The organism is Sporosarcina sp. Marseille-Q4943 (assembly GCF_943736995.1).
Taxonomy (GTDB): Bacteria; Bacillota; Bacilli; order Bacillales_A; family Planococcaceae; genus Sporosarcina.
In genome coordinates this window covers 696,938-723,779 of record NZ_CALSFT010000002.1, presented here as the reverse complement: position 1 = coordinate 723,779, position 26,842 = coordinate 696,938, and the positions used below count along the sequence as shown (strand labels likewise).

The window sequence follows — 26,842 nt, the reverse complement described above, 5'->3', positions numbered from 1 at the left end:
ATTCCCTTTTAAATTATTGAACTATTTTTGATATTTAATTTCAGGAGAGGATGCTGTTAACTGGAATGGAACTTGGAACGGGGAGAATGGAGCCTCCACAGGATTAATTGAGCCCCCGGGAGAAATAAATGAGCCCTCAAACAAAAAAGGCTGCTTTCTATTAAAAAGCAACCTACTTCACCTTTTATTCCTCAACTAATTTCCGCAACTCCCTCCGGTTCCTCGGCAAGGCGGATGCGCAGCTCCGTATCTTTATCGAAGAAATGGACTTTATCCATGACGAAAGCTAGATTGACGAGCTCGCCATGGCGGACAGCCGTTTCCGCGCTTAGGCGGGCGACGAATTTCTGCTCTTCCAAACTGGAATACACCATCGTTTCCGCGCCGGTCAGTTCGGAGACATCCACTCGAACAGAAACGTTGGATCTCGTCCCGCTTCCATTGCCGGCCGCCTCCTCGATATGCTCGGGACGGATCCCAATCACCGCTTCTTTTCCGCTATACCCTAGGTCACGGAGCATCCCCATCTGGTTGTCAGGAATCAAAAGCTTTGTATCCCCTATTCGGAACGTGCCTTCGTGAACAATTCCCGTGAAAAAGTTCATAGCAGGTGATCCGATGAATCCGCCGACAAACATGTTTTCCGGATGCTCATACACTTCCTTCGGAGAACCGATTTGTTGGATGAACCCATCTTTCATGACGACGAGTCTTGTCGCCATCGTCATCGCTTCCGTCTGGTCATGCGTCACATAAATTGTCGTCGTTTTTAGTCGTTGATGAAGCATGGCGATTTCTGCACGCATCTGTACGCGCAGTTTGGCATCCAAATTGGATAACGGTTCATCCATGAGAAATACTTGTGCGTCGCGGACAATCGCCCTTCCTAACGCGACACGCTGCCGTTGACCACCGGATAGCGCTTTCGGTTTCCTATCCAGCAAGTCTTCCAGCCCTAAAATCTTTGCCGCATTCATGACCCGCTCATGGATTTCCGCTTTCGGGAACTTTCGGTTCTTTAAACCGAACGCCATATTGCCGTACACTGTCATATGGGGGTACAATGCATAGTTCTGAAACACCATGGCGATGTCGCGATCTTTCGGAGCGACATCATTGACTCTTTCCCCATTAATATAAATGTTGCCTGACGTAATTTCCTCAAGTCCTGCAATCATTCGGAGCGTCGTCGACTTCCCGCAGCCTGAAGGGCCGACAAAGACGATGAACTCCTCGTCTTTAATATGCAAGTGAAAATCGGATACGGCGATTACATTTTTATCGAATTCCTTATAAATATGTTCTAAGATCAACTCTGCCATTTCGCACCCTCTCCTTTACTTAGAACAGACGGCAATTCTGCAAGACTATATATCACTTCTTGAGGAACCGCCTCTTTTGGAAGCTTTTCAAAACGCATTTTCGTCTCCTTCTCCAACTTCCGTAATACAAGTTCCTCCATTTTTGGCATCCTGCTTTTTTCAGCCGGCGCTAGATCTTTCATGAAATCGGGCAATTGACGACATATCCAAATGGAACGGACGCCAATCGCATTTGCGGGAATGATGTCATGATCGATTCGATCCCCTACATGTGCAATCATTTCACCGAGTTCCGAGACGGAGCCGAACACCCTTTCATCCGGCTTCGCATAGCCCGCTTCCTGTGGGGTGACGACTAAATCGAAATGCTCCGTCAGCTTCAATACGTCCATGACGGGCAATTGATATTTCGTAAATCCGTTCGTGACGACCGCCAATGAAAAACCCTTTTGTCTAAGTTCAAAGAGCACCTCGCAAATCGATTCCTCGAGCAAATAAACATTCGGCTCCTCACAAAATCCTCTCAAAATCTCTTCCACGTTAATAGATGATTTCAGGTAGTTCGCTTCTATATAATTCATGACGATGTCATCCCAGTCATAAGCTTCTGCCGTTCTGCCATCCTGCAACCGGGTTTCATGCTCCTTCACGATTTCTCCGATAATGTTTTCCAATAATTTATTCTCAAGCAAAATCCGTCTTTCAATTTCCGGGAACACATGACCGACGAACGGATTTTGCATGAGCGTCCCATCCAGGTCGAACGTAATCCATTTTTTCTTCATTTCACAGCTCCTGTCGTCAATCCTTCGATGAACTGCTTGGAAGCGAGCAAGAATGCAACGATCATCGGCAGCGACGATATCGTCAACCCGGCAAACAATAGATTCCATTGTGTGTCGTATTCGCCGAAGAGGGAGAGCATTCCGAGCGGTATCGTATTTTTCGCATCATCATGAATGAAAATCAACGGATAGAAAAAATCGTTCCATACTCCGATCAAGTTGACGATCCCGACGATGGCCAAAGACGGCCTCATAAGCGGCAAAATGATCTTGTAATAAATCTGGAATTCATTGCACCCGTCCAACCGTGCCGATTGATCCAAATCCTTTGGCAATGAACGGAAAAACCCATAAAAAACGAATACCGCGAATGGGACATTTCCCGCTATGTATACAATTACGAGCGAGTTCAACGAATTTAACAGCCCTAGCTTCAACATCATCATATAAAGCGGCAGGATCGCCAGTTTCATGGGAATCATGAGCCCAAGCATGAAGAAAAACAAGATGAATGCATTCCACTTGAAATCATATCGGGACAAGTAAAATGCGGCCAATGATGAAAAGAACAAGATGAAGAAAATTGACAATGCACTGACATACACACTGTTCCACACATAGCTGCTGAAGTTCACTTTTTCCCAGACGACAGCGAAGTTCTCTAATGTAAACTCCTTTGGAAAAGACAGAGGTGCCGTCAATATTTCGAGATTCGGTTTGACGGATGAGAGGAACATTAAATAGATCGGGTAAAGCGCAATGAGTGAGAACACTATCAAAATCGGATACTTCATCATTTGTTTAAGCCTCTTTGACATGCTTACCCCCCTTTATTGTTCGATTTCCTTCCTCTTGAAGAAGAAAAGTGAAATGGCGGTGGCGGTACAGATGATTAGGAAAAGAATGACCGCGAGCGCAGAACCGAGCCCGATTGCATCCCCGCCGTCAACGGATCCAAACGCCAACCGGTAGAAGAACAACGCCAATACGTCTGTGGAGTAATATGGTCCGCCCGATGAGCCTTGCATCGCAAATACGAGCTCAAACGTTTCAAAAGAACCGATGAACGTAAGAATCGTCATGATCATAATAGACGGCATTGCCATCGGAATGGTAATCCGAAATAGCATCTTCAAACCCGAAGCACCGTCAATTTTTGCCGCTTCGTAAATCTCCTCCGGAATCGCTTGAAGCCCAGCAAGGAAGATGAGGATGGCAAATCCGATGCCATACCAGCTATTCACGAGGATGATTGTGTACAACGCAGTTTTCGGATCTCCTAACCAAGGATGGGCCCATTCAGCCAGCCCTACCATTTTCAAAAAGCTGTTCAACGCTCCATTGGTAGGGTTCAGAATCAAGCTGAAAAGGAAGCCGACGACGATGACGGACAATAATTTCGGCATGAAAAAGACGGCTTTGAAAAATTCTCTTCCTTTAATTCTGCTATTAATCAATAAAGCCAAAGCGAACGCCAACACGAGCTTCGTCAATACGGTTCCAATGAAATAAATAATGTTATGCCAAAATGCATTCTTGAAAATGTTGTTATACGGCTCTTCCGTAAACAGTCTTATGAAATTCTCCAAGCCGATAAAATCCTGCTTCACCATCCCTTTAAAGGAATAGAAGCTGTTCACGAAGGCGGCAAGGATCGGATACACTTGAAAGCCGACATAGAAGATCAGTGCGGGCAGTAAAAAGAGATGCAAAAAGTGCTTCTTCACATTGCGTTTATTCTTTGAGGGTTTGGGTGAAGCTTTTGCTTCTGCAACTTCCTGTCCCTTTGATGCCATCGTCTTTCCCCCCTCTTTTTTTGGAATGAAAAATCAGCCGGTGGGGTTCCGTATACCAGCTGATTTTCCGTACAATTATTTCCCTGGTTCAAACCACTTATCCAATGATTTCTGCGATTCGTCGATCACGCCGTCAACGGTCAACTCCTTGACATACATGCCTTGCAATGCGTTTTCAAACGTCGTTTTCGTCGTCGGTGAACCGCCGCCCAAATAGACGAGCATCAAATAAGGTGTAGGATTCTTTTCTCCGAGTTCGGTCATTTCCTTCACCAACTCATGCTTCGGTTCCACTCCCGGAATTGCGCTGATTCGCGCCAATTCATCACTGAACATTTGGCCGAATTCATTTGAAGCCATGAATTCCATGAACTTCTTCGCTTCCTCTTGATGTTTGGATGCTTTGACGACTGCGTAAGAGCCATCCACCCACGTGACAAGCGGCGTCTCCCCGCCCTTTTCATTTGCAAATGAAGGAAGGATTCCGATGTTCAAATCTGGGGCCGTATTTTCAAACGTCTCCAAACGATAGCTTCCGTTAATGTACATAGCCGCTTGACCTGTATAGAACATCGCCTGCGTGTCTTTATCATCCAAGGCGATGAAGTCTTTCGGGAAAAGTCCTTCCAGTTGCTCCATCCGCTTCACCGACTCTACGAAGCGCTCATCGGTCAAATCCGCTTTCCCGCTCAATAAATCATCGATATATGATTGGTCATAAGATGTGGCGCCTATGACGCTATGCGTAAGCGACAGCAAATACGCCGCTTTCCCAGCCTGAGCAATCGGGACGATGCCTTTCGCCTTCATTTCCTCTCCGACAGCAAGCAACTCATCCCACGTCGATGGTAAGTCGAAGCCATGTTCTTCAAATACGTCTTTATTGTAGAAAATGATGCCTGCATTCAGCGACAATGGAACGCCATACACGTTGCCGTCCGTTCCTCTTGCAGCAGTCAAGTACTCATCGGAAATTTCATTCACACCTTTCACATCGTCCAAAGGCACGACATAATCGGCATCGATAATGGAGACGGCTCCTTCATATGGACGAAGTTGGATAATATCTGGGCCTTGCCCTGCTGTCAGTGCATTCGTCAAAATCGTTCCATATTCCGTCGACTTATATGGCTTGAAGGTCACTGTAATGCCTGGATTTTGATCTTCGAACACTTTAATGAATTTTTCATATGCCTCGCGGTCTTCCGGACGCCAGCTGTACATCGTTAATTCGACAGGGTCCTTCACTTCCGCTTTTTCTTCCGTTTTACTTTCCGTAGTCGTTGTCGTTTCCCCTTCTGTTTTTGTTTCTTCCTTCACCTTCTCCCCTTTTTCCGAACAGGCCGCCAGAAGAAAAATGCTCGTTACAAGAAAGGCTGCAAGAAGCATCAGTTTCTTTTTCATTCAACTATCCCCTTCTCCAAACAATATTTTTATGACAGAACTCAATCACTAACATCTTATTAGCTATGTATATGCAATACGACAACTTATTTTGAATTATTCGTTCGACGTTACGATTTCATTCTGAAACACAAAAAAACGACTAAATGGATTTATCGCCCATTCAGCCGTCTTTCTTCATTCCGCAAACCTTGGATTCGCAATGAACTCGAGGTAATATTAACCCCTATTTCTACTAAATACCTTTATTAAAAGACTGTCATCTCATTGTAATGATTTTGTAACATAGTTGCCCCTGTACTGTAACATTCAGTCTCTACACTTGTAAGAGTGATCAGCGAGACATACAAAAATTTTAAACCATATAGATCAGTGGTAGATAGGGGAAAAGTGTGAAGAAAGTTGCTTTATCGTTATTCGTAGCAGGTTCATTGGCATTTGGAATTACAGCAGCAGATGCGGAGGCAAGTGCTCCTTCAACACAAACCGTATCAGCGCATAAAGGTACATATTCAACAGCATATAATGTTAATCTCCGTTCCGGAGCAGGAACAAACTATAAAATTCTATCGTTAGCGAAAAAAGGGACAAAGGTCACTTACGTCAATGAAAAGAAAGTCGGCAAAGAAGTATGGTATCAAGTGAAAGTGAACGGCAAGACAGGCTGGGCACTCAGCACTCTACTGACAAAGAAATCAGTCGCGAAAAGCAATAACAATGTCGCCTTGGCAGACAATGTCGTTTCACGTGCAACTGCACTGACAGGCATTCCTTACCGATTCGGTGGAACAACGACGAAAGGGTTCGATTGCAGCGGTTTCGTTCAGTATGTTTATAAGAAATCTGGCAAATCGGTTGCCCGTGATACGTTAGGGCAATATGCACAATCTAAAAAAGTGAGCACGCCAAAACCGGGTGATTTGGTATTCTTCCAAAATACGTACCGTAAAGGGATCTCCCACGTCGGCATTTACATCGGCAACAACAAGTTCGTCCATGCAGGCGGGAAGCAATCGCAAGTCGTCAGCTTGAACAACAGCTATTGGAAATCGAAATTCCACAGCTTCAAAAGATTATAAGGAAAAACCGCTTGCACACATATGTGCAGGCGGTTTTCGTTTTAGACAATCATCCTGAACTTCCGGGTTCCTTCTATAGAATGTGGCCAAGTGCGCAGAAATTCATTTGTTCGCAACCGTCCGATGTCCATTAGCGCATCCTTCTGTTCATCCTCTAAATTAAATTGCGTTGCGCTATATTGCTCGACCGGAATGAAAATGATATCCTTTTCGTGCTTCCGGGAAATATACCGCTCATCATGTGCGTTTTTCATCGTTGAAAACAACGCTTCGAACAAGTTGAGCGCATTGCTGATTTCCCTTCCGCCCATCTGATCTTTCCGATGGCTCAGTTTCATGCCGATCAAAGGCCGTTCTCTTCTGCCTTTCGGATCATCGAAAATCCACATCGGGAAATTGCTCAAAACCCCTCCATCGACGACGATCGTCTCCCCGCTCGGCGCCCTGAAACGGACGGGCTCAAAGAAGAACGGGATATTGCAGCTCATTCGTAGCGCACGCGCTATCGAAAAAGTTCCCGGCTCAATGCCATAATGGACGAGGTCATCGGGCAGCACGATCATCTTTCCATTCGTCAGATCGGACGCGACGAGTTTGAGCGATCCGGGCGGCAGGTCTGCAAAGTTATAGACCCCTTTGGCCGACAACTTTTCAAAAAACCAATCTTCCAATGCTTTTCCTTGATAAAGACCCATGCGCCAATAGAGCAGCAGCCACTTCATGAATGGAAATGGTAGGATTGTCTGACGCGGGTCGAGCAATAATTGCAGATCCTCTTCTTGCATCATCTGTTCAATTTCCTTGCCTGAATACCCTGCCGCGATGAAGCATGCGAGAATCGCTCCGGCACTCGTTCCCGCCACCCGTTTGAAACGATACCCTTTCTCCTCCAACGCCTGGTACGCACCGACCAAAGCAAACCCCTTCAATCCGCCACCTGCAAATACCCCATCAATTAACACAGCATCCCTCCCATGGCGTTGTTACACTATAATATCTGGGGGAGAGATATAGAACTTGGAGAGTGAATCGGATGTGCCTCGCTTTGAGCGCAGAACCTCTTGCTTTGGACGCAGAACGGCCCTTCTGCTAAAGGAAGGGCCGTTCTCAATCAATTCATTTTAAATATCTACGCGCACCAGCGTAATTTGTTTTATACACGCCAGAGTTGATGCTCACGATATCGACTTTCCGCGATGAGTTCGGGGCGTGGACCATTTTGCCGTCCCCGATATACATCGAGACGTGATACACTTTCCCCTTTCCTTTATTGTGCGCGAAAAACATCAGGTCGCCTGGCTGCAAATCCTTCCGCTTCACCGCTGTCCCGTGGGTCGCTTGGACGGAAGAGTCGCGTGGAATGAGGATGCCATGGTTTTTATAGACCGAATACATCAGCCCCGAACAGTCAAATCCATACGCGGACACACCTGCCCACAAATACGGCAGGCCTATATATTGTTTGGCGCTGTCGACGAGTTCTTTTTGAGTTGGCTTTGGAATGGATGCGAAATCGGCGTACACTTTCACGTCCTTCTTGCGGACATATTTCAAGCCATCCATTTTCGTCTGCACTTGCAGCCAATCCCTTTCCTCCTTCACAACGTGGAGGATCGTCGTATAGCTAATATCGATGAATTTATATTTGTCATGGAGTTTCGGCTCGTTGTATAAGGAAGCGATTTTCGCCGTGACGACTGCGATTTCCAAATCGGAGTCTACTGGGGAATAGGCTTGCACATGCGATTTCGGCACCCATCCCTCATAGCCTTTCGCTTGGCCTTTGTTGAACTGGTCGGCGATTGCAATATAGTGCCAGTCCCCGCTCGATTTCAACACTTCCACATGATCCCCGTACAGTGCTTGCGTATCGGTTCGGCCGATCAGCCAATTTTTATCCGCCACTGTCAAGCCTTTCGTCCATTTTGTCATATCTGGGTTTGCTGCAATTGAAACTGCATCAATCTTGCGCGTTTTATTCGGCACGCGCCATACGTTTGTAACCGGCACACTGATTGCGAAGTGCAACTCATCAGCTTTTCCGGTCGAACCTTTGGATTCCGAAGTTGCTGACGCAGTATGAAAAGTGATGAATAAACAAAATATCATTATGAAAACAGTTGCTTTCTTATGCATGAACTTTCTCCCCCCCTATTCTATCAATATTAGTATATTCCTAATTATTTGCATAGCTTATCTTTCATACTCAGAAGTTTTCATCCTGTAAGATTGGGTATCTATAAGACAGTACCATCAATCAAAGAGAAGGAGAGATCTTACATGAATGATAAAAAATTTATCGGTATGTATCACAACGACTCGGAATTGATGACGAAAATAGATGACTTGAAAACTCAAGGAATCGATGGAGAAAATATTTATGTCATTGCGCAAGATGATTCGGACGTGACGATGTTCCAAGGTATGAAATACGGGGATGTACAGACGACCCCGGAATCTTGGTTTGACCGTTTCATGAATTTCCTGACCGGTGAAAACCATGTCCGCAGCATGCTACACGAAGCCGGCGTCCCTGATGGCGATATGGACAATTACTATAATGAAATTCAAAATGGCGGAAAGCTGCTCTATGTCGATGAAGGTGAATTGAACCGACTTCGCACGAAAAGCGATGGAAGCTTCGGCATTGTTGGTGATGGCGTCGATCCGAACTTAGGCGCAAACCGCGTCTCTGAGTTTGAGGAGAATGAATTGCACCGATCCCAATATTCTTCAGGTGCATTCCAAGACTCCCATCTGCATGACGGATCGGATGAGACATTCGGAAGGGTCGGCGGTGAAGCGTTGCGCAGCCACTCGGACTATGAAACACCTCCGAACAACTATTACGGGGTTCAGAACCGCTATAACGAAACCCACGAACTCGACCGGAAGATGCAGGAGGAAAAAATGCGTCTGCGTGAAGAACGACTCAGCGTGGATAAGGAAGAGGTCGAAAGAGGCGAAGTCTCGCTCCATAAAGACGTTGTGGAAGAAGTACAATCCTTCGACGTCCCTGTCATGCGGGAAGAAGTATATGTCGAGCGCCGTCCTGTAAATGAATACGAATCGGATGTCGATGAATTTAAAATGATGCAGGACGATGAAACGATTCGGGTGCCGATTACTGAGGAGCGTCTGGAAGTGACGAAGAAACCGTATGTTTCCGAGGAAATCGTCGTCGGCAAACGACAAGTGGAAGATATTGAAACGGTAAATGAAACAGTTAAACGGGAAGAGGCCCATTTCGAGCAATCGGGTGAAGTCGACGTGCAAGATGAATTCGTTGACGAGCCGACGATGCGCAGAAAATGGGATGACGAACGATTTTAATAAAGCAGGAGAATCATTGAGCCCGCAAAGCAGTATTCCGCTTTGCGGGCTTTTTGTGTACTTCTCACCAGAGAATGGCGTCCAACTTATCGATTGATGTTGTGACGATGCCGGCTGGAGATGCAAAATAGGCGACGCCCTTCTTGTCATCCACATTTAGCAAATGGTCGACGTCAATCGTTATCCCATCAACGACGATCCGCTGCATCGCATATTTAGGGGGCAATGTGGCAAGCAGTGTGCCGATGCTTTTCTTTGCTTTTAGGATTTTGCCGATCGACTTCTCCACTTCCTCCGCTTCCCGTTTCCGCTGTAAATCGTGCGCTTCTAACTTATCGATGACCTTCTCCTGCATTTCCCCGATTTTCGCGTGATCTGCACTAATTCGGTCGAGCATGTCCAGCACATCATGCAGATCATCGTATTGATTGATTGTGAATTCACGCATCGACATCCGATGGTTTTGAAAGCTTTTGCGCAGCCGAAAAACGGCTTCCCCCTGTTTCCCAAGCTCTTCCCGTATGGCATCTTGCCTGTCGGATGCGGACCTTAACTTTTCATGCACTTCCCAAATCCGGTCCCGTAAATGAATATAGCGATTCCGGTGGACATGTTGCTGGTTGGAAACGACATCCAAAATCTTGCCGCATAGCATTTCAAGCTTGGCTACTGATGCCACGAGCTGCTCATTGATCCCGTTTTGCTCCTGTATGAATGCCACATACGGATTCCAGACGAATCGATCTTGATTCGCGGGAAAACCGCTCGGCTTATTACTATGATGAATCTTCGAACTATCCAAATCACAAACTCCTCTACCGAGTCTTTCTCCTATACTATGTCGTCCGGACCGCCTATTGTTCATGTTTTGCAATGAAGGCGACCTTCGTTTTTGTTTCCTTTTACCGCAACAAGGGTATTTTCCAAAGACAATGATGATAGAGGAGGAACCATGATGAAAAAAACATTTATCGGAAGCTTCCCAAATCAGGAACGATTAATGTCTAAAATACTCGAGCTGAAGCACGAAGGTGTGGAGGAACAAGATTTGTATATTGGCATGAAGGATGATTTGGCGGTCGATGAATTGCGGAGCCACGCATTGACAGAAGGAGAGGATTCTCCGTACAACTTGTTCAACCATTTCATGGGGTTTCTTGCAGGTGAACAGAATGTCCGCCGCTTGCTGAAGGAATCAGGTTTCACTGATGACGAAGCGAAACGGTATTTCGATGCCGTCCAAGAAGGCGCTCTGTTGCTTTACATGAACGGAAAGCTTACTAAAGATCCTTATGCCGAACCGATTGCAGTAGAAAGGCAATATGATGGGTACAAGCCGATACCTTTGGATGAAATCGAGGCGAGTGCTGACAGTTAACGCAAAAAAACGGGGCTGTCCAGAAAGTCTGCGAGAACTGACTTTCTGTGACGCTCCTTAGTTCTTTCCAAATATATATACTCAAACGGATAGTAACGCTTTGTCGCTCGTTAACTTTTCACCGCGAATGCGTTGGAATTCAGCCATCAGTTTATCAATGGTTAGCCCCTTCTTTTCTTCGGCTCCCACTTCTAATATGATCTGTCCTTTGTCCATCATGATCAGTCTGTTTCCCAGGTCCAGTGCCTGTTGCATATTATGCGTAATCATAAGTGTTGTTAATTGATCTTTTTCAACAAGTTCTTTTGTTAAATTTGTAATCAATTCTGCACGAGATGGGTCAAGAGCAGCAGTATGCTCATCTAGCAGTAAAATAGACGGTTGCGTAAATGTCGCCATTAGCAAAGATAGCGCCTGACGCTCTCCACCGGATAACATGCCCACTTTAGCATTCAACCGATTTTCTAAGTTTAAATGCAAGGTTTCAAGCGATTCGCGGAAGAATTCCCGACGTTTTTTATCCACACCTCTCCGCAACACTCGTTTTTTATCCCGAGAATAGGCCATTGCGAGGTTTTCTTCGATTGTCATTGAGGGGGCAGTCCCGGCCATCGGGTCCTGGAATACTCTTCCGATCATTCGTGAACGTACGTACTCCGGTAACTTTGTAACATTTTTACCCGCAATTTCAATTATCCCAAAGTCAGGGGTCAGGGCTCCGGAAATCATATTTAACATCGTCGATTTTCCAGCTCCATTGCTTCCTATGACGGTCACGAAATCACCGGATGATAACTCGAGGTTGATTTCATCTAATGCAATCTTTTCATCAGGTGTTGCTTCATTAAATACTTTATTTATCTGTTGGAGCTTCAACAATTGGATTCCCCTCCTTTTTGAGAGAATAATTGCGTTCGGCCAAACGTTCCTCATGACGCCTCGCTTTTCTTGCTTTTTCACGTCTCTTTTCAAAATACTGCGGTAAAACCAACGCACTGATGACAATAACCGCTGTAATTAACTTCATATCCCCTGTATCGAGAAAATCAACCCTTAGCGCAAGCGCTAGAACAATTCGATAAATGATTGCACCTGCAATCACAGCCATAGTAGTTCGCACAATTGTTTTGGTTCCAAAGATCGCTTCACCGATAATGACCGAGGCTAAACCGATGATAATCATTCCTATTCCCATACCGATATCGGCATACTTCGCGTATTGCGCGAATAACGCTCCTGAAAAGGCGACAAGCGCATTCGAGAAACCAAGCCCGATGATGACGAGCGTATCCGTATTCGCTGATAAGCTTCTAATCATTTTTTTATTATCTCCAGTTGCCCGGATCGCGAGTCCCACTTCTGTTTTCAAGAACCAATCCACAATAAGTTTAATGAGTAAAACAATAATTGCCATGATGAAAACAGTTGCCCAAGTGGAAGGTAAATAGCGGACACCTAGCATACTAAAAAATTGATTCATCACATTATCAATGCCAAGCGGAGCTAGAAACGCTTGAAATTTACTAAATAACGTCTCGGCATTTAATAGAGGTATATTAGGGCGGCCAATTGAGTTTTCAGATGTAAGACCCATAATGCGCAAATTAATGGAATACAAGGCAATCATCATTAATATCCCGGAAAGTAGCGGATTGATCTTTCCTTTTGTATGCAATAAGCCAGTTACACAACCAGCCAAGAAGCCAATGATAAGTGCAACAGCCGTAGCGATGGCCGGATGATAGCCAAATAGTATCATTGTCGCAGCAACAGCAGCCCCCGATACAAAACTTCCATCCACTGTTAGATCCGGGAAATCAAGCACTCGGAATGATAGATACACTCCGAGCGCCATGATTGCAAAGATGATCCCTTGTTCAACAGAGCCAAAAATTGCTGAAAACATAAAGAATCATCTCCTATTTATTCACTAAATTCAGCTTTCCACTCATCTTTAATGGATAGCCCCAATGCTTTTGCCGTATCTTCGTTCATGATCAGTTTCAAGTTTTGTGGAACTTGGACAGGTAAATCAGCAGGTTTGCTTTCACCCTTTAAAATCTTCACAGCCATTTGACCAGCTTCATAGCCGATATCATAATATTCGAATCCATATGCCGCTAAACCGCCCCGTTTTACCGAGTCGAATTCTCCGACCATCATTGGCAGTTTTTGTTCATTGGCAACTGAAACGACTGATTCCAATGCAGACACAACTGTGTTATCCGTAATGATGTACAAAGAATCCACTTTTCCAATCAATGATTCTGTTGCTTGCTTTACATCTGCAGACGTAGCAACAGATGCTTCCACAACAGTCATATCCATATCTTTCAGCATTACTTTCACTGCATCTACTTGAGCACGGGAGTTTGCCTCACCAGAGTTGAATACCATGCCAACCTTTTTCGCGCCCAATTCCTCTTTAAGGAATTTCATTGTATTCGGAATTGCCTCAGGATGATTATCAATTGTACCTGTTACATTTCCTCCCGGGCTATCCATTGATTCAACGAGTTCAGCACTGACAGCATCCGTAACAGAAGTAAAAACAATTGGAATATCTTTCGTTGCGCTTGCTACAGCTTGTGCACTCGGTGTCGAGTTTGCAAAGATTAAATCTACTCCAGAACCAACGAGGTTGTTTGCAATTGTCGTATTTTGACTGTTATCCCCCTGAGCAATTTGCACATCATATTCAGCTTCAATTCCCGCATCTTCAAGAGCTTTCTTGAAGCCATCATACGCTGCGTTCAAAGATGGGTGTTCTACAATTTGCGTGACGCCGATTTTATATGTCTTTTTTTCATCCGAGCTCTTACCACTTTCTCCAGATGTTCCGCATGCTGAAAGAAGCAGTGTAGCACCGAAAACCGCAATCATCGCTTTTTTCCAACTTTTCATCATTCTTAATCCCCCTTTTTATCTTTTACATCGCTATACTGCTAGACAAGTTAAAATTTCCTCGTAGCGTCATTGACTAGACAGAGTATTTACGCTTATATAGCAATATATTACAGAATATCATACATGAATATCCCACCATTTGAAACAGTTAAATTTTTCTTTCCATTCTCATTCTTATCGGGGCCTCATGAATCGCCTGTCCGATTAACCCTTCCACCGCTTCGAGCAGCCCTTCATTGTAGCTTGGATGTGCATACGTCGGAAATGTTATATCTTCTTCTTTCGCAGCCATCTCCAGCAACTGGACATAGGAACCGGACATTTCAATGGCTCCTTCCCCAATCATATGAATTCCCACTACTAGATCTGTTGTTGAATCAGAAATCACTTTGACAAAGCCATCTTTTTTGCCGGTGATTGCCGCATAGCCATTTCCTCCAAGTGCAAACTGACTGACGCGAATGTCAATTTCAAAATTACGCGCATATTGTTCCGTCAGCCCAACAGAAGCAACAGGCGGTATTGTGTGAGCGACGATTGGCAAGAAAGTAAAATCGGCTTCCGGTTTTCCTCCTGCGATTGTCTCCGCAGCTACTTTACCTTGTTTGATTGCCTTGACTGCTAGAAGCGGCCCTTCCGTCACATCACCAATCGCATAAATGGACGGAATTGACGTTTGCATATTGCCATCCACCTTGACGAAACCTTCAGCTGTCAGTTCAATTCCGAAGCGGCTGATGCCTAACGGTTCCACATTCGGTTTACTTCCTTCGGAAATGAATAAATGTGTCCCTTGTATCGTTTCGTGCACGTCATTATTTTTATGAAATGTAACTGTAATTTCATTATCCAGCTCATTTATAGTAACCACATCAACATCTTTCACGACGTGTATTTTCCGTTTCTTGCATATCCGCATTAGCTCTTTATTAATTGATTCATCAAATGGAAGGTCAGTATTTTTCAATAGAAGAATACTGACCTTTGCCCCAAAGGCTGCATAGCTCGAAGCCACTTCAAGTGCGATTGTGTCGTTACCCAGTACGATAAGATGTTCCGGCACTTCTTCGAGTTCGAATATGTCATCGGACAGTAGAATCCGTTTTCCTGTCTCCTTCAAGATGGATGGTAGTTTCTGCGAACTTCCAGTCGCGATAATGGCTTGTTTGAATTCAAAAATGTCGAACTGATGCCCATTTTCCACACCGATTCGATCTAGAGAGATGAATGTAGCTTTCCCACGGATGATTTCAATTTTATTTTCCCGGCAGAGGCTTTCAACTCCTGCTCTGAGCCCGTCTATCACCTTTATTTTGTAGGTTTGCAGCTTTATTAAATTGAACGTGTCATCGCCTTCGCCAATTCCAATCTCTCTCAAATGAGCTGTTTCCGAGCGTTTCCCTGCCGCATGTGTAAAAACTTTAGAAGGGATACACCCTTTGTTTAAACAGACGCCGCCCATTCTATCCTGTTCAATTAACGTGACTGAAAGCCCTAATTGGGCCGCTCGTATTGCCGCAGTGTAGCCGCCCGGACCTCCGCCAATAATAACAAGGTTCCTCTGTTGACTGATTTCCCCCACAACCATGTCATATCAACTCCAACAACAATTTATGCGGCTGTTCGATTAACTCGGAAAAGCGGTTAGTAAATGCAACGGCCGTTGCCCCGTCAGCAACACGATGGTCGAATGACATAGACAGCGTCATCACATGACCGATAACGATTTCATCGTGCTCATTGACGATCGGTTGTTTTTTTGTTTTGTGGAATGCAATGATTGCCGTTTCGGGATGGTTAATAATTGGGGTTGCCCCCGTACTGCCAAGTGGACCGACATTGCTCATCGTAAACGTACTATTATGCATTTCAGCAGGCTTCAACTTTCCATTGATTGCTTTCTCGGTCAATTCTTTTATTACTCGGTGAAGATCTTTGATCGATTTTTTATCCGCATCATGAACGACAGGGACTAGCAATCCGTTATCCGTGTTCGTTGCAATGCCAATATGATAATTTTTCTTCAGCACGATAAGCTCATTTTCTTCATCAAGCTCCGCGTTAAAAATCGGGAATTCTTTCAAAGAAATCGTGAGCGCTTTAATGAAAAATGCGGATAAAGACACCGATTGTCCTGCCATTTTCAGTTCTTCACGCATGTTAAATAAATTCGTCATGTTCACGTCATCGAAATGCGTTACATGCGGAATTGTAAATAAGGATTGCGTCATTTTTTTGGCAATTTGTTTTCGGATTCCTTTGAAGGGGATTTCATGGGGAGGGTTTTCAGTTGATGATACAGGCTGCACTTCTATAGTTGGTTCCTTTATAGCCTGTTTCCCTTCTATAAAACGATAGATATCTTCCTCAGTCACTCGTCCTGATGGATCACTAGATGGGACATCCTCAATGTTAATGTTATTTTCACGTGCGACTTTACGTGTGTAAGGCGCAGCTAATACACGCCTAAATGGAGTTGGCGAAAGTTTCCCCGGTTTTTCAATGACAGCCGCCGCGTCGTTTGCAGCTTCTGCTTTAGGTTGGGGTTCATTCTCGATTTTTGTACTGATTTCCTCCTCGATTGAAAGGAGGCTTGTTCCAACTTGGACGGTTTCGCCCGTTTCAATTATGATTTCTTTCACAATACCGGCGCATGGCGAAGGAAGTTCTGCTACCATTTTGTCCGTTTGCACTTCAACAAGCGGCTGGTCGACTGCTACTTTATCCCCCACCTGTACTAGGTATTGGACAATCTCCCCTTCCGTCATCCCTTCACCGATATCGTGCAATTTTACATCCAGCACTTCATCCCCCCCTAAAAATGAAAAACTTTTTCAATCCCTTTCAAGATTCGTGCAGGTGTTGGAAGGTAATGATTTTCAAGTGCAAATAATGGTACTGGCACATCAAACCCTGTCACCCGCTCAATCGGGGCACGCAAGTAAAGGAATGAGGTGTCATTAATAATGGAAACGATATCGTTGCCAAGTCCTCCAGTCGCCTGCGCTTCGTGGACGATGACCGTCCTTGTTGTTTTCTGCACGGATTGTGCGATGATATCACGGTCTATCGGGTACAACGTTCGAAGATCAATAATTTCACAGCTGATGCCCATTTCCTTTGCCTGCTCGGCTGCCTTTTCTGCTACTGAAACCATTGCGCCCCATGCGATGATTGTCACATCGGTACCTTCACGCACGATTTTTCCCTTGCCAATTTCAACTGTATATTTCCCTACTGGAACATCTTCTCTATGTGCACGGTAACTCCTCATCGGTTCCAGCACAAGCACTGGATCAGGATCTTCCATTGCAGCAATTAATAAACCCTTTGCATCATATGGACCGGATGGGCAGACGACTTTAATTCCTGGCATATGAGTGAACAAGGATTCTGTACTGTCAGAATGGATTTCAGGGGCTCGAATTCCCGCTCCATACGGTGCACGGATGACCATCGGTACCGTGAAATTCCCCATCGTCCGCATTCGGATACGAGAAACATGCGTCATAATTTGCTCGTATGCCGGATAGATGAAACCAAGGAACTGAATTTCAGCAACGGGTCTGAAACCATTTATGGCTAGACCGATAGACGTCCCGATAATGCCAGCTTCTGATAGTGGTGTATCCACCACACGATCTTCTCCGAATTTCTCTACAAGTCCCTCAGTCGCTCGGAACACACCACCATTTTTTCCGATGTCTTCGCCCATAATGATTGTTCTTCCGTCTTCTTCGAGCATTGTTTCCATTCCACTATTGATCGCTTGGATCATCGTCATCAGTGTAGTCGTCTCGGTATTCCCGGCTGTTTTTTTCAAATCTATCGCCATGTCACTGCCCCCCTAAGAATGCGAGATAGGACTCTTTTTGTGCAGCCAGGCCTGCTGGCAGCTCAGCATAGACATGATCAAAAAGATCTTCAACGTTTGGAGCCGGGAAGCGTTCCATTTCTTCTACCGCTGCTTCGATTTCAGTAGCTGTTTTGTCTTTTACTTCTGCGACCCATTCTTCATTCCAATAGCCGTAATTCCGCATGAATTTTTCCAAACGGACTAGCGGGTCGACTATATGCTTACCTTGTTCTGCAGGTCGATATTTAGATGGGTCATCCGCAGTTGTATGAGCACCTGTCCGCCAAGTGACGGCTTCTATCAAAGTTGGACCATTCCCGTTTCGGGCATGGTCAAACGCCTTCTTTGTTTCAAAATAGACTGCAAAGCAATCATTGCCGTCAAGACGGATTCCCGGCATGTCGTATGCGACTGATTTTTGGGCAATTGTTGCAGAATTCATCTGTTTTTCAATCGGTACTGAAATCGCATAGCCGTTATTTTGATTAAAAAAGACGACAGGCACTTGGAAAACGCTTGCGAAATTTAACCCTTCATGGAAATCACCTTCTGAAGTGGCGCCGTCACCAAAGTAAGCGATGGCCGCATTTCGAGTCCCTTTCCTCTTTTCTGCCCAAGCAGCTCCTACTGCATGTGGAATCTGAGTCGCAATCGGGACCGCCGGCGGGAAAATCTTTTTCCCTTTCGGGGGAACACAACCTTCGACTCGACCATTCCAATACAAATAGGTCCTAATCATATCTGCGCCGTACGTCAACGTCGCTCCGTGGTCACGATACGTCGGGAACACCCAATCATCAGAGCCTAAAGCTAGTGCACTGCCAACTTGAGAAGCTTCCTGCCCTTCGAATGGGGCATATGTTCCGAGACGTCCCTGTCGTTGCAAGTTAATCGCTTTTCTGTCGAACGTTCGAATCCGCACCATGTTGTAATAAAATTCTCTGACCAATTGCTCATTAATCTGTTTCTCGTAAGAAGAATCTAGTAAAAAACCATCATCATCCATTACTTTCTTAATAGGAAAGTCAATTTTCATCTACTTTACCCCCGCTCACGATTATTTGCGGATCGCCCACTTCGGTTTTATGGATGGGGTGTAAAAGCTGTTCCGCCCGCCTCTACTTTCCATTTTTTTCTCACACATCGCATTTGCTGCTTCCATTGTGCAAGTACCGCTCATTTTTGCCAGCTTGTATACTTCTAAAATCGCATCATAAATATGTTTTGTTTTTGCCAGTACGCGTTCATGATTGAAGCCATACAATTCATCTGCCACATGAATGAGACCACCGGAATTGATCATATAATCAGGAGCATAAAGGATGCCTTTCTCTTGGAGCTTTATTCCGTGATCCTCATGTAGCAACTGATTGTTGGCCGATCCTGCAATTGCTTTCACTTTGAACTGATTGATCGTCTGGTCGTTAATAATTCCGCCTAATGCACAAGGAACAAAAATATCCGCTTCCTGTGAATAAATATCCCCGCTTGCAACGACCTTCACGGTTCCGGTTGTTGTGGCCGCTTTTTCTTCGATAGCAAGCAGATTCTTGTCATTAATATCCGTTACATAAACGTGGGCACCTGCTTCAAGTAAACCTACTGCCACTTTGAATCCGACTTTTCCTAGACCTTGGACAGCGTATGAACGGCCCCCTAACTCGGAAGTACCGAAAAGTTCTAGATTAGTCGCTTGAATACCGTATAGAACGCCTTGTGCTGTCGGAATGGAAGAGTCCCCTCCACCTCCATATGCTTCCGGTGTCCCTACAATGCAATTCGTCTCCTTCATCGAATGGACGAAATCCTCCAAAGTCGTTCCCATATCGGTACCGGTGTAAAACCGGCCGCCTAGCGATTCTACGAATTGACCGAATGCACGGAACAAATCGGGCGACTTATCCGTTTTCGGATCACCGATGATGACCGCCTTTCCGCCGCCAAAATCGACATCGGCTGCGGCGCATTTGTAGCTCATCCCTTTCGATAGACGAAGGGCATCTTCCAGTGCCGCATCCACACTTTCGTAAGGATGCATGCGACAGCCGCCTAGCGCAGGTCCTAATGTGGTGTTGTGGATTGCGATAATTGCGCGCAAGCCTGTCGATGGATCATTACAGAAAACGACTTGTTCATGTTCGGCCATTTTTTCAAAGAGATCGAAACTGTTCGTCACTGACATGCTTTCTTCTTCAATTTTCATTGATCGAGCCCCCAGAGTATTTGCTATCAATCTACTGACTGTCTCTTCCTAGGATGAAAACGAAGCATCCCTCAATTTTTGGGCAATCGTTTCTTTTGGAAGAATGATTTGCGTCACTTTCCCTTTACCTATAATTCCAGCGTGGTTATGTGCGGTTACTTCCGTCACTACAGCATTGTTCCGTAATTCGACTACGACTGCTGTCAATGTCACTTTTGAACCGAGTGGGGAAGGCGCCAGATGATGCAGCTGAACGGACGCCCCCATCCCTTCTTCATGCGTTTCCAAAAAAGGCAGAATGATTTTCCGGGATACCCATTCCATGTGATAGGTCATCGCTACTGTTGAATAGACGGGATGTATAACTTCGCCTTCAAAAGCAGCAAACATTTCTTCTGTCACGATTATGTCGATCGTTTCTGCTCTGCCAATTTCCATCCCCGGCTTCATCGCTTCCCTCCTGTATTCTATGATTCCATCCCAAAAACTACGATTGTTGCTGCAAATCTTCTCGCCGACCGCGAATGACAGCGCTTACATTCTTTCTCAACCTCAACCAATATAACACTATTATAACGTAATGTTAACAACCTGTAATACTAATGTCAATACGGTAATTTGAAAACTCCATACTTTCTAAATAGCTTGATATTAACTATAACATAAAGAATAATGACTTCCTATCAGCTTGCGCCCCGATTTTTGGGAATGCTAAAAAACCACAACCTTGAAGGGCTGTGGCGTTCAAAAACTTTTTATATTCATAGTAAAGGGTACTCACTATAAAATTAAATTCTCTTGATCCCTCTTCTAAACTCCTCTGTCAATTTCTCTAGCAGATTTCCTCCCTCTTCCATCATACTGTCCAGCAATTCTTTAACACTTGGAATGTCTTCAATTAACCCTGCAACCTGGCCGCTATTAAGAAATCCGTTTTCCATATCGCCTTCAATCGCACCTTTGACATGTTGGATTTCTGACGTCAGTTCACTGTATTGCTCCAATGACATGCCTGCTTTATCAAATTCTTTTAGTTTCATAGCATAGGGTGTCTTTAAGACTCTTCTTATCCGGTCAACGCTCCGCCCGATAATTAACGTTTCGGTATCACTTGCTTCCACAAGATGTTGTTTGTACTTGTCATGAAACGGCGCTTCTTTCGTTGCGATCAAACGAGTACCGATTTGTACACCACTCGCTCCTAACATAAGGGCAGCCGCCAATCCTTTACCGTCGCCGATTCCACCTGCAGCAACGACCGGAATCGTTACATGCTTCACAATTTGCGGAATTAACGTGAACGTTGTCAGTTCCAAGTTGGAGTTAATGCCTGCTGCTTCAAACCCCTCAACCACTACTACATCAGCTCCCGCAGCTTCCGCTTTTTGTGCATGCTTCACTGAAGCTACGACTGCAAGTACAATTACGTTATGGCTATGGAGTCTAGGTATAAATGGAGCCGGGTTTCCTGCTGATAGAGAAACGATTGGAACTTCATGCTTAATGACGAGATCAATCATCTTGTCCACATAAGGGGAAACGCCAACTGCAATATTAACCGCAAAATTCTTCTTCGTCCGCTGTTTTGTTTCAAGTATTATATTTTCTACTTCCTCTGGGGTCATAGTGCCGCACCCGATTGTACCAAGTCCCCCTGCTTCAGACACTGCAGCAGCGAGCTGCGCATTACTAATGTTCCCCATCCCCCCTTGGATAATCGGATAGTCAATCTGTAACTTCTCACATAGATATATCATATTTATACACCTCCGCAAGATTATGTTATAGTAGAACTACTAGAAAAACAATTTAGATTACTTAAAAATAAGGGGGGCTTTGTATGTTAGTGCCTTATAAGGGAGATAAACCAGAGTTGCATCCTACTGTTTTTGTCGCTCCGGGGGCTAAAGTAATAGGGAAAGTACGAGTAGGAGAAGAATCGACCATCTGGTTTAATACAGTACTGCGGGGAGACGAAGGGCCGATTACTATAGGGAAAAGATGTAGCATCCAAGATAACTCGACAATTCATCTATATGAAGGTGCGCCAGTTGTAGTAGAAGATGAGGTTACGGTAGGACATAACGTCATCTTACATGGATGCAAAGTCGGAAAACGTTCGATTATCGGTATGGGTTCTACAATTCTTGACCATGCAGAAATTGGCGAAGAATGCATTATTGGTGCAAATACGCTAATACCATCCGGTAAGAAAATCCCTCCCCGTTCACTCGTTGTTGGTTCACCAGGAAAAGTAGTGAGGGAACTGACCGAGAAGGATTTCGAAATTATCCAACTATCGATAGACTCATATGTTGAAAAAGGATACGACTACCGGGAGATTTTTCAAAGCGGTGATAGTGAGTGAGTAAGACGCAACAGGAGGGATGAAGTTCATTCCCTCCTTTTTCTACATTAATCGATAATGAGCGGATGATTATCTGCATCATACGATTTGTCTTTTCGCCGCATGTCGTTATCCTCTTGAAATACGTCTTCGAAAAATCGGCTGGCCGGTTGCGCAAGTAACTTATAATATTGCTCAAACAGATGAGCAGCATGATTGCCGTTCCATATTTCCGGTAGCAACTCTTTCGGTAACCCAGGGTCTACAAAGAGGAACTTACGATATTCATGAACAAGGTTTGTCCTTTCCACGAAGCACTCTGCATCCGTCATTTGCCCATTATTCATCAAGCTTTGATGAATAATGTACTTATTGCTATACTTCGAAATGAATTCTTGATACTTCTCTTCGATTTCATTAAGAGGCCAGCTTTTTTCAACAAGTGCTCTGTCTGCTTGCGGCCCTTTATATTCGGACAGAAATAGATCTACGTAATCTTGGATGCCATATTTATCAATGAGCAGTCTCACTTCTTTTTCGAGATCATTCGGTGTAATCCAGCACCCGTTTGAAAAGCTGCCAAATCCACTCCATAATAGTTCTTTACGAAGTTCATCACGAATCTGCCTCTTTTCTTCTGGAATCGTATACATAAGGATACGCCATTTCCCGTCCCACTCGTGCGGTATCAATTTAAAAATACGGCTAGCAGCTTCTTCCATACGAATTTCTCCACGAGGTGTCAGGAAATAATAACTTTTATTCCCTTTCTTCTCGGAATTAAGCCATCCTTGCTTCATCATTCTGGAAACAGCAACCCGAACGGATTGTTCATTATGCCCAAATTCCTTCAATAATCGAATCAGGCTGCCAATCCATATTTTATTGCCATAATGACGGATATAATCTCCGTATATTGTAAAGATCATTGATTGTGCATTCGCCAATTAACCTCACACTCTTTCTATGTCGATTCTCAAAGATGTATCATAATATTCCCTACCTTCCATTATATCGATATAGAATTAAAAGGAAAATTATTTACCCATAAATTGCGGACTTCTTTTTTCACTGAAAGCTTGAAGAGCTTCCATTCGATCTTCGGTTGGGATGATTAATTCATACGCTTTCGATTCAATTGCAAGCCCCGTCTGCAAATCGGTGTTCATCCCTTGTGTAATTGCATATTTAGCTTGCTTAATAGCAACCGGACCATTTTTCATCATATCGTAGGCGAGTCTCTCACAAGCGGATAGGAGATTTTCCTTTTTCACAACTTGTAAAACAATACCGAGCTCAAGCCCTTCTTCAGCTGTGATTTTTCTTGCTGTGAAGATTAGTTCTTTCGCTTTCATTTCCCCCACGAGTCTTGGAAGACGTTGCGTCCCACCCGCGCCTGGAATAATCGCCCAACTCGTCTCCGTTAGTCCCATTACCGCACCCTCTACTGCAATTGAAAAGTCACAAGCAATCATCAGTTCAAAACCGCCGCCTAATGCATAGCCGTTCACTGCTGCGATTGTCGGCTGTGGAAGACTTGCGATACTGTTGAACGCATCTCTGATCGCTTTGACATTTCTCCTAACCTCTGTTTCATTCAGTGTCTTCCGTTCTTTTAGGTCAGCACCTGCACTAAATGCTTTATCTCCTGCACCTGTTATAATGACCGCTCTTACCTCATGATCAAGCGAAATCGAATCGATCACCTGCTGAAGCTGATGAAGTGTTTCGTAATTAAAGCAATTCAACGCTTCTTCACGATTGATTGTTACATATGCAATGTTGTTTTCTTTCTTATATAAAACAGTGGTCATTTTTTTATCTCCTTTCAGAATAGGATTTGTTATACTTGATAGTTGATTTCGGCAATTTCCGTTGATTGTAGCGGAAGGCGGCGACTCCTGCGAAAGCCGTAACGAAGAACGGCTTTTGCGAGCAAAAGCGAAGCGTTGGGAGCAGAGTTTGTGGAGGATGCCTTAATTTCTGCAAAGACCGAAGAAATACGGCAAATCGAACCCTTCGCTGTTCGATTGGCTCGCGGACCGCCCGCGGAAAGCGTCCGCCTGCAGCGGAGATCAACAATATAGATGAACACCATAGAAACAAAAAACTGCCCAACTCGTGGCCGTGGCTCATCCTTTGCTTTTCAAGATGCCACCGACCCTTGAAGGACAGCTTTATTCAACAAATTATTCCGTTACATTCTCAATTATTGCTGCAATACCCTGACCTACCCCAATACACATTGTTGCTAGTCCATATTTAACATCCTGTTTTTTCATTTCATAGAGTAGGGTTGTTAGAATTCGGGCACCGCTCGCCCCCAAAGGATGCCCAAAAGCGATTGCTCCACCATTGACGTTTACTTTTTTATCGTCTAATTCCAACTGGCGTATACACTCAAGCGCCTGAGAAGCAAAAGCTTCATTCAATTCAACAAGTCCAATGTCTTTTGTAGATAGACCTGCTCGTTCAATTGCTTTTCTTGAGGCATAAATTGGTCCAAGTCCCATTACAGCAGGTTCGAGTCCCGCTGTTGCCCCAACAACATATTTCGCAAGGGGGGTAAAATTCAGTTCTTTCGCTTTCTCGGCACTCATTAGAAGCAAAGCGGACGCACCGTCATTGACACCCGAGGCGTTGCCTGCAGTAACGGTGCCACCTTCAAATATCGGCTTCAGTTTACCAAGCTTTTCAAGCGTTGTATCTGGTCGTGGATGTTCATCCTGATCCACAGTGATTTCGTTCCCTTTCCTGTCTTTATAGACAACCGGGACGATTTCTTCAGCAAAACGATTTTCTTCTATTGCTTTTTTTGCACGTTGCTGGCTTTCATAAGCAAATAAATCCTGACTTTCTCGTGTTATCGTATACCGTTGCGCGACGTTTTCAGCTGTCTGTGGCATCGTATCTACACCATACATTTCTTTCAGCTTATTATTCGTAAAACGCCAGCCGATTGTTGTATCTTGTAATTCCATATTGCCACGCGGAAATGCTTTATCAGGCTTTGCCATGACAAGAGGTGCACGCGTCATGCTTTCCGTTCCGCCCGCAATGTAAATATCGCCATCACCAACTGCGATTGCTCTTGCAGCGTACATAACAGCGTCAAGCCCCGAACCACAAAGACGGTTAATCGTCGTACCCGCCACTTCGACAGGAAGACCCGCTAATAAGCCGGACATTCGAGCTACATTTCGGTTATCTTCCCCGGCCTGATTAGCATTTCCGAGGACAACTTCTTCGATTTTCTTTATGGGCAGGCCGGAATTCCTTTCGACAAGTGCTCTTATAACGACCGCTCCTAAATCATCTGGACGTACGTCTTTTAACGCCCCACTATATCTTCCAATTGGTGTACGGACAGCATCTACTATGACTACTTCTCTCATTTGGGAACCAACTCTTTTCCAAGTGTATAATCGTATACTCCTTTACCGCTTTTCCGACCAAGGCGGCCCGCTTTTACATATTGCTCCAAAAGAGGCGCAGGACGATATTTCTCTCCAAGCTTTTCGTGTAAATATTTTAAGTTATTCAGACGTGCATCCAGTCCGACCAAATCCACGAGTTCAAATGGGCCCATCGGATAATTCAACCCAAGCTTAATCGCTTTATCAATTTCTTCTGGTGTTCCAAGCCCTTCTTGCAGCATGTAAAATGCTTCGTTGCCAACAAGTGCGCTAATCCGGCTTGTAACGAACCCTGGAAATTCATTAATGACGACCGTTTCTTTCCCCATATTCATGGCTACTTCTTTAATTATTTCTGCCGTCTGATCACTTGTTTCCAACCCCCGAACAATTTCGACAAGCGGCATTTTATGTACCGGATTAAAAAAGTGCATAGCAATTGTTTTTTCTGGACGTTTACCAAATGAGGCAATTTCTGTCGGACTCATCGTAGATGTATTCGTTGCAAAATAACACTCTTTCGAAGCGTGTTCTTCCATTTCTTCAAACACTTGTTTTTTAATGGATGCTAATTCAGGTACGGCTTCAATAATTAAATCAGCGTTTCCTGCTACTTTTGCTAGACTATTATCGTAGTTTAGTTTTTGGCGTGCATGCTCAGCTGTGTCCGCCGAGATTTTTCCATACTTCATTCCTTTTTCAAAAATAACTTCAATTTCATTCTTTGCATTTTGAAGTGCAGTTTCATTAATATCGACTAATGTAACTGAGTACCCACCAAGGGCACCGACATAGGCAATCCCTCTACCCATCACGCCGGAACCGACCACAACTATACGATTAATCATCAGTATCCCCCCTTGTTATGATGAAAGAATACGGACAGGAGATCATACTTCCCTGTCCGTCATTTTTTTGCTTATCTAGTGTCTAGACTCCAGGCGCCAGCCCCTTGGGTCATAAGCCGTTTTGCTGTGGTGGCTGAAGTACGCCTCCGCGCAAACCGTCTTATGCCT

General features: G+C 44.6%; 26 protein-coding genes. 4 read left to right on the top strand and 22 right to left on the bottom strand.

Annotated elements, in window-relative coordinates; genetic code table 11:
* Nucleotides 1-191: 191 nt before the first annotated feature.
* The 5 genes from NIT04_RS03555 to NIT04_RS03535 form a co-directional block, all read right to left on the bottom strand.
* Nucleotides 192-1,322 (bottom strand): ABC transporter ATP-binding protein, encoded by a 1,131-nt coding sequence (locus NIT04_RS03555; RefSeq protein ID WP_252502229.1) that lies wholly within the window; start codon nt 1,320-1,322, stop codon nt 192-194.
* On the bottom strand, nt 1,310-2,107 hold the full coding sequence (locus NIT04_RS03550; protein ID WP_252502228.1) for an HAD family hydrolase: 798 nt from the start codon (nt 2,105-2,107) through the stop codon (nt 1,310-1,312). Before NIT04_RS03550 ends, NIT04_RS03555 begins: the two co-directional genes overlap by 13 nt.
* Complete coding sequence (locus NIT04_RS03545) at nt 2,104-2,925, bottom strand: carbohydrate ABC transporter permease (protein ID WP_252502227.1); 822 nt, start codon at nt 2,923-2,925, stop codon at nt 2,104-2,106. Before NIT04_RS03545 ends, NIT04_RS03550 begins: the two co-directional genes overlap by 4 nt.
* Nucleotides 2,926-2,937: 12 nt before the next feature.
* Nucleotides 2,938-3,903, bottom strand: coding sequence for a carbohydrate ABC transporter permease (locus tag NIT04_RS03540; RefSeq protein WP_252502226.1), 966 nt, complete (start codon nt 3,901-3,903; stop codon nt 2,938-2,940).
* Between the two features lie 75 nt (nt 3,904-3,978).
* The gene (locus NIT04_RS03535; RefSeq protein WP_252502225.1) at nt 3,979-5,307 is read right to left on the bottom strand and encodes an ABC transporter substrate-binding protein; all 1,329 of its coding nucleotides are present in this window, start codon (nt 5,305-5,307) and stop codon (nt 3,979-3,981) included.
* Nucleotides 5,308-5,699: 392 nt separating this feature from the next.
* Here NIT04_RS03535 and NIT04_RS03530 point away from each other — a divergent pair, with 392 nt between their 5' ends.
* A complete protein-coding gene (locus NIT04_RS03530; protein WP_252502224.1) occupies nt 5,700-6,386 on the top strand; it encodes a C40 family peptidase in 687 nt (228 codons plus the stop codon).
* 41 nt (nt 6,387-6,427) lie between these two features.
* Here NIT04_RS03530 and NIT04_RS03525 read toward each other — a convergent pair whose 3' ends face one another.
* Complete coding sequence (locus NIT04_RS03525) at nt 6,428-7,348, bottom strand: patatin-like phospholipase family protein (RefSeq protein ID WP_252502223.1); 921 nt, start codon at nt 7,346-7,348, stop codon at nt 6,428-6,430.
* 154 nt (nt 7,349-7,502) lie between these two features.
* On the bottom strand, nt 7,503-8,522 hold the full coding sequence (locus NIT04_RS03520; RefSeq protein WP_252502222.1) for a C40 family peptidase: 1,020 nt from the start codon (nt 8,520-8,522) through the stop codon (nt 7,503-7,505).
* A 144-nt stretch (nt 8,523-8,666) separates the two neighbouring features.
* On the opposite strand from NIT04_RS03520, the gene NIT04_RS03515 reads away from it, so the two are divergent.
* Nucleotides 8,667-9,719: a YsnF/AvaK domain-containing protein gene (locus NIT04_RS03515; RefSeq protein WP_252502221.1), complete on the top strand. Its 1,053-nt coding sequence runs from the start codon at nt 8,667-8,669 to the stop codon at nt 9,717-9,719.
* 64 nt (nt 9,720-9,783) lie between these two features.
* Here the strand turns inward: NIT04_RS03515 and NIT04_RS03510 are convergent, their stop codons facing one another.
* Nucleotides 9,784-10,521 carry a hypothetical protein gene (locus tag NIT04_RS03510; protein WP_252502220.1) on the bottom strand — a complete coding sequence of 246 codons (738 nt, stop codon included), beginning with the start codon at nt 10,519-10,521 and terminating at the stop codon, nt 9,784-9,786.
* Nucleotides 10,522-10,674: 153 nt separating this feature from the next.
* Here NIT04_RS03510 and NIT04_RS03505 point away from each other — a divergent pair, with 153 nt between their 5' ends.
* Entirely contained in the window at nt 10,675-11,097 is a 423-nt protein-coding gene (locus tag NIT04_RS03505; RefSeq protein WP_252502219.1) for a general stress protein, read from the top strand.
* Between the two features lie 81 nt (nt 11,098-11,178).
* On the opposite strand, the gene NIT04_RS03500 is transcribed toward NIT04_RS03505, so the two are convergent.
* From NIT04_RS03500 to NIT04_RS03455, 10 genes are all read right to left on the bottom strand, one after another.
* Entirely contained in the window at nt 11,179-11,976 is a 798-nt protein-coding gene (locus NIT04_RS03500; RefSeq protein WP_252502218.1) for an ABC transporter ATP-binding protein, read from the bottom strand.
* A complete protein-coding gene (locus tag NIT04_RS03495) occupies nt 11,951-13,003 on the bottom strand; it encodes an ABC transporter permease (protein ID WP_252502217.1) in 1,053 nt (350 codons plus the stop codon). Before NIT04_RS03495 ends, NIT04_RS03500 begins: the two co-directional genes overlap by 26 nt.
* 17 nt (nt 13,004-13,020) lie before the next feature.
* Nucleotides 13,021-14,004 carry an ABC transporter substrate-binding protein gene (locus tag NIT04_RS03490; protein ID WP_252502216.1) on the bottom strand — a complete coding sequence of 328 codons (984 nt, stop codon included), beginning with the start codon at nt 14,002-14,004 and terminating at the stop codon, nt 13,021-13,023.
* Nucleotides 14,005-14,152: 148 nt separating this feature from the next.
* Nucleotides 14,153-15,592: a dihydrolipoyl dehydrogenase gene (gene lpdA, locus NIT04_RS03485; RefSeq protein WP_252502215.1), complete on the bottom strand. Its 1,440-nt coding sequence runs from the start codon at nt 15,590-15,592 to the stop codon at nt 14,153-14,155.
* A 1-nt stretch (nt 15,593) separates the two neighbouring features.
* Nucleotides 15,594-16,808, bottom strand: a complete 1,215-nt coding sequence (locus NIT04_RS03480; RefSeq protein WP_252502214.1) for a dihydrolipoamide acetyltransferase family protein — start codon at nt 16,806-16,808, stop codon at nt 15,594-15,596.
* A gap of 11 nt (nt 16,809-16,819) precedes the next feature.
* Nucleotides 16,820-17,839 (bottom strand): alpha-ketoacid dehydrogenase subunit beta, encoded by a 1,020-nt coding sequence (locus NIT04_RS03475; RefSeq protein ID WP_252502213.1) that lies wholly within the window; start codon nt 17,837-17,839, stop codon nt 16,820-16,822.
* Between the two features lies 1 nt (nt 17,840).
* Complete coding sequence (gene pdhA, locus NIT04_RS03470; RefSeq protein WP_252502212.1) at nt 17,841-18,896, bottom strand: pyruvate dehydrogenase (acetyl-transferring) E1 component subunit alpha; 1,056 nt, start codon at nt 18,894-18,896, stop codon at nt 17,841-17,843.
* A gap of 21 nt (nt 18,897-18,917) precedes the next feature.
* The gene (locus NIT04_RS03465) at nt 18,918-20,063 is read right to left on the bottom strand and encodes a Glu/Leu/Phe/Val dehydrogenase (protein ID WP_252502211.1); all 1,146 of its coding nucleotides are present in this window, start codon (nt 20,061-20,063) and stop codon (nt 18,918-18,920) included.
* 48 nt (nt 20,064-20,111) lie between these two features.
* Complete coding sequence (locus NIT04_RS03460) at nt 20,112-20,513, bottom strand: thioesterase family protein (RefSeq protein WP_252502210.1); 402 nt, start codon at nt 20,511-20,513, stop codon at nt 20,112-20,114.
* Between the two features lie 338 nt (nt 20,514-20,851).
* Entirely contained in the window at nt 20,852-21,820 is a 969-nt protein-coding gene (locus NIT04_RS03455) for a nitronate monooxygenase family protein (protein ID WP_252502209.1), read from the bottom strand.
* Between the two features lie 83 nt (nt 21,821-21,903).
* Here NIT04_RS03455 and NIT04_RS03450 point away from each other — a divergent pair, with 83 nt between their 5' ends.
* Nucleotides 21,904-22,431 (top strand): gamma carbonic anhydrase family protein, encoded by a 528-nt coding sequence (locus NIT04_RS03450; protein WP_252502208.1) that lies wholly within the window; start codon nt 21,904-21,906, stop codon nt 22,429-22,431.
* Between the two features lie 47 nt (nt 22,432-22,478).
* On the opposite strand, the gene paaX is transcribed toward NIT04_RS03450, so the two are convergent.
* From paaX to NIT04_RS03430, 4 genes are all read right to left on the bottom strand, one after another.
* On the bottom strand, nt 22,479-23,339 hold the full coding sequence (paaX, locus tag NIT04_RS03445; RefSeq protein WP_252503179.1) for a phenylacetic acid degradation operon negative regulatory protein PaaX: 861 nt from the start codon (nt 23,337-23,339) through the stop codon (nt 22,479-22,481).
* A 108-nt stretch (nt 23,340-23,447) separates the two neighbouring features.
* Nucleotides 23,448-24,224, bottom strand: a complete 777-nt coding sequence (locus NIT04_RS03440) for an enoyl-CoA hydratase-related protein (RefSeq protein ID WP_252502207.1) — start codon at nt 24,222-24,224, stop codon at nt 23,448-23,450.
* A 375-nt stretch (nt 24,225-24,599) separates the two neighbouring features.
* Nucleotides 24,600-25,805 carry an acetyl-CoA C-acyltransferase gene (locus tag NIT04_RS03435; RefSeq protein ID WP_252502206.1) on the bottom strand — a complete coding sequence of 402 codons (1,206 nt, stop codon included), beginning with the start codon at nt 25,803-25,805 and terminating at the stop codon, nt 24,600-24,602.
* Nucleotides 25,802-26,674 (bottom strand): 3-hydroxyacyl-CoA dehydrogenase, encoded by an 873-nt coding sequence (locus NIT04_RS03430; RefSeq protein WP_252502205.1) that lies wholly within the window; start codon nt 26,672-26,674, stop codon nt 25,802-25,804. Before NIT04_RS03430 ends, NIT04_RS03435 begins: the two co-directional genes overlap by 4 nt.
* Between the last annotated feature and the right edge of the window lie 168 nt (nt 26,675-26,842).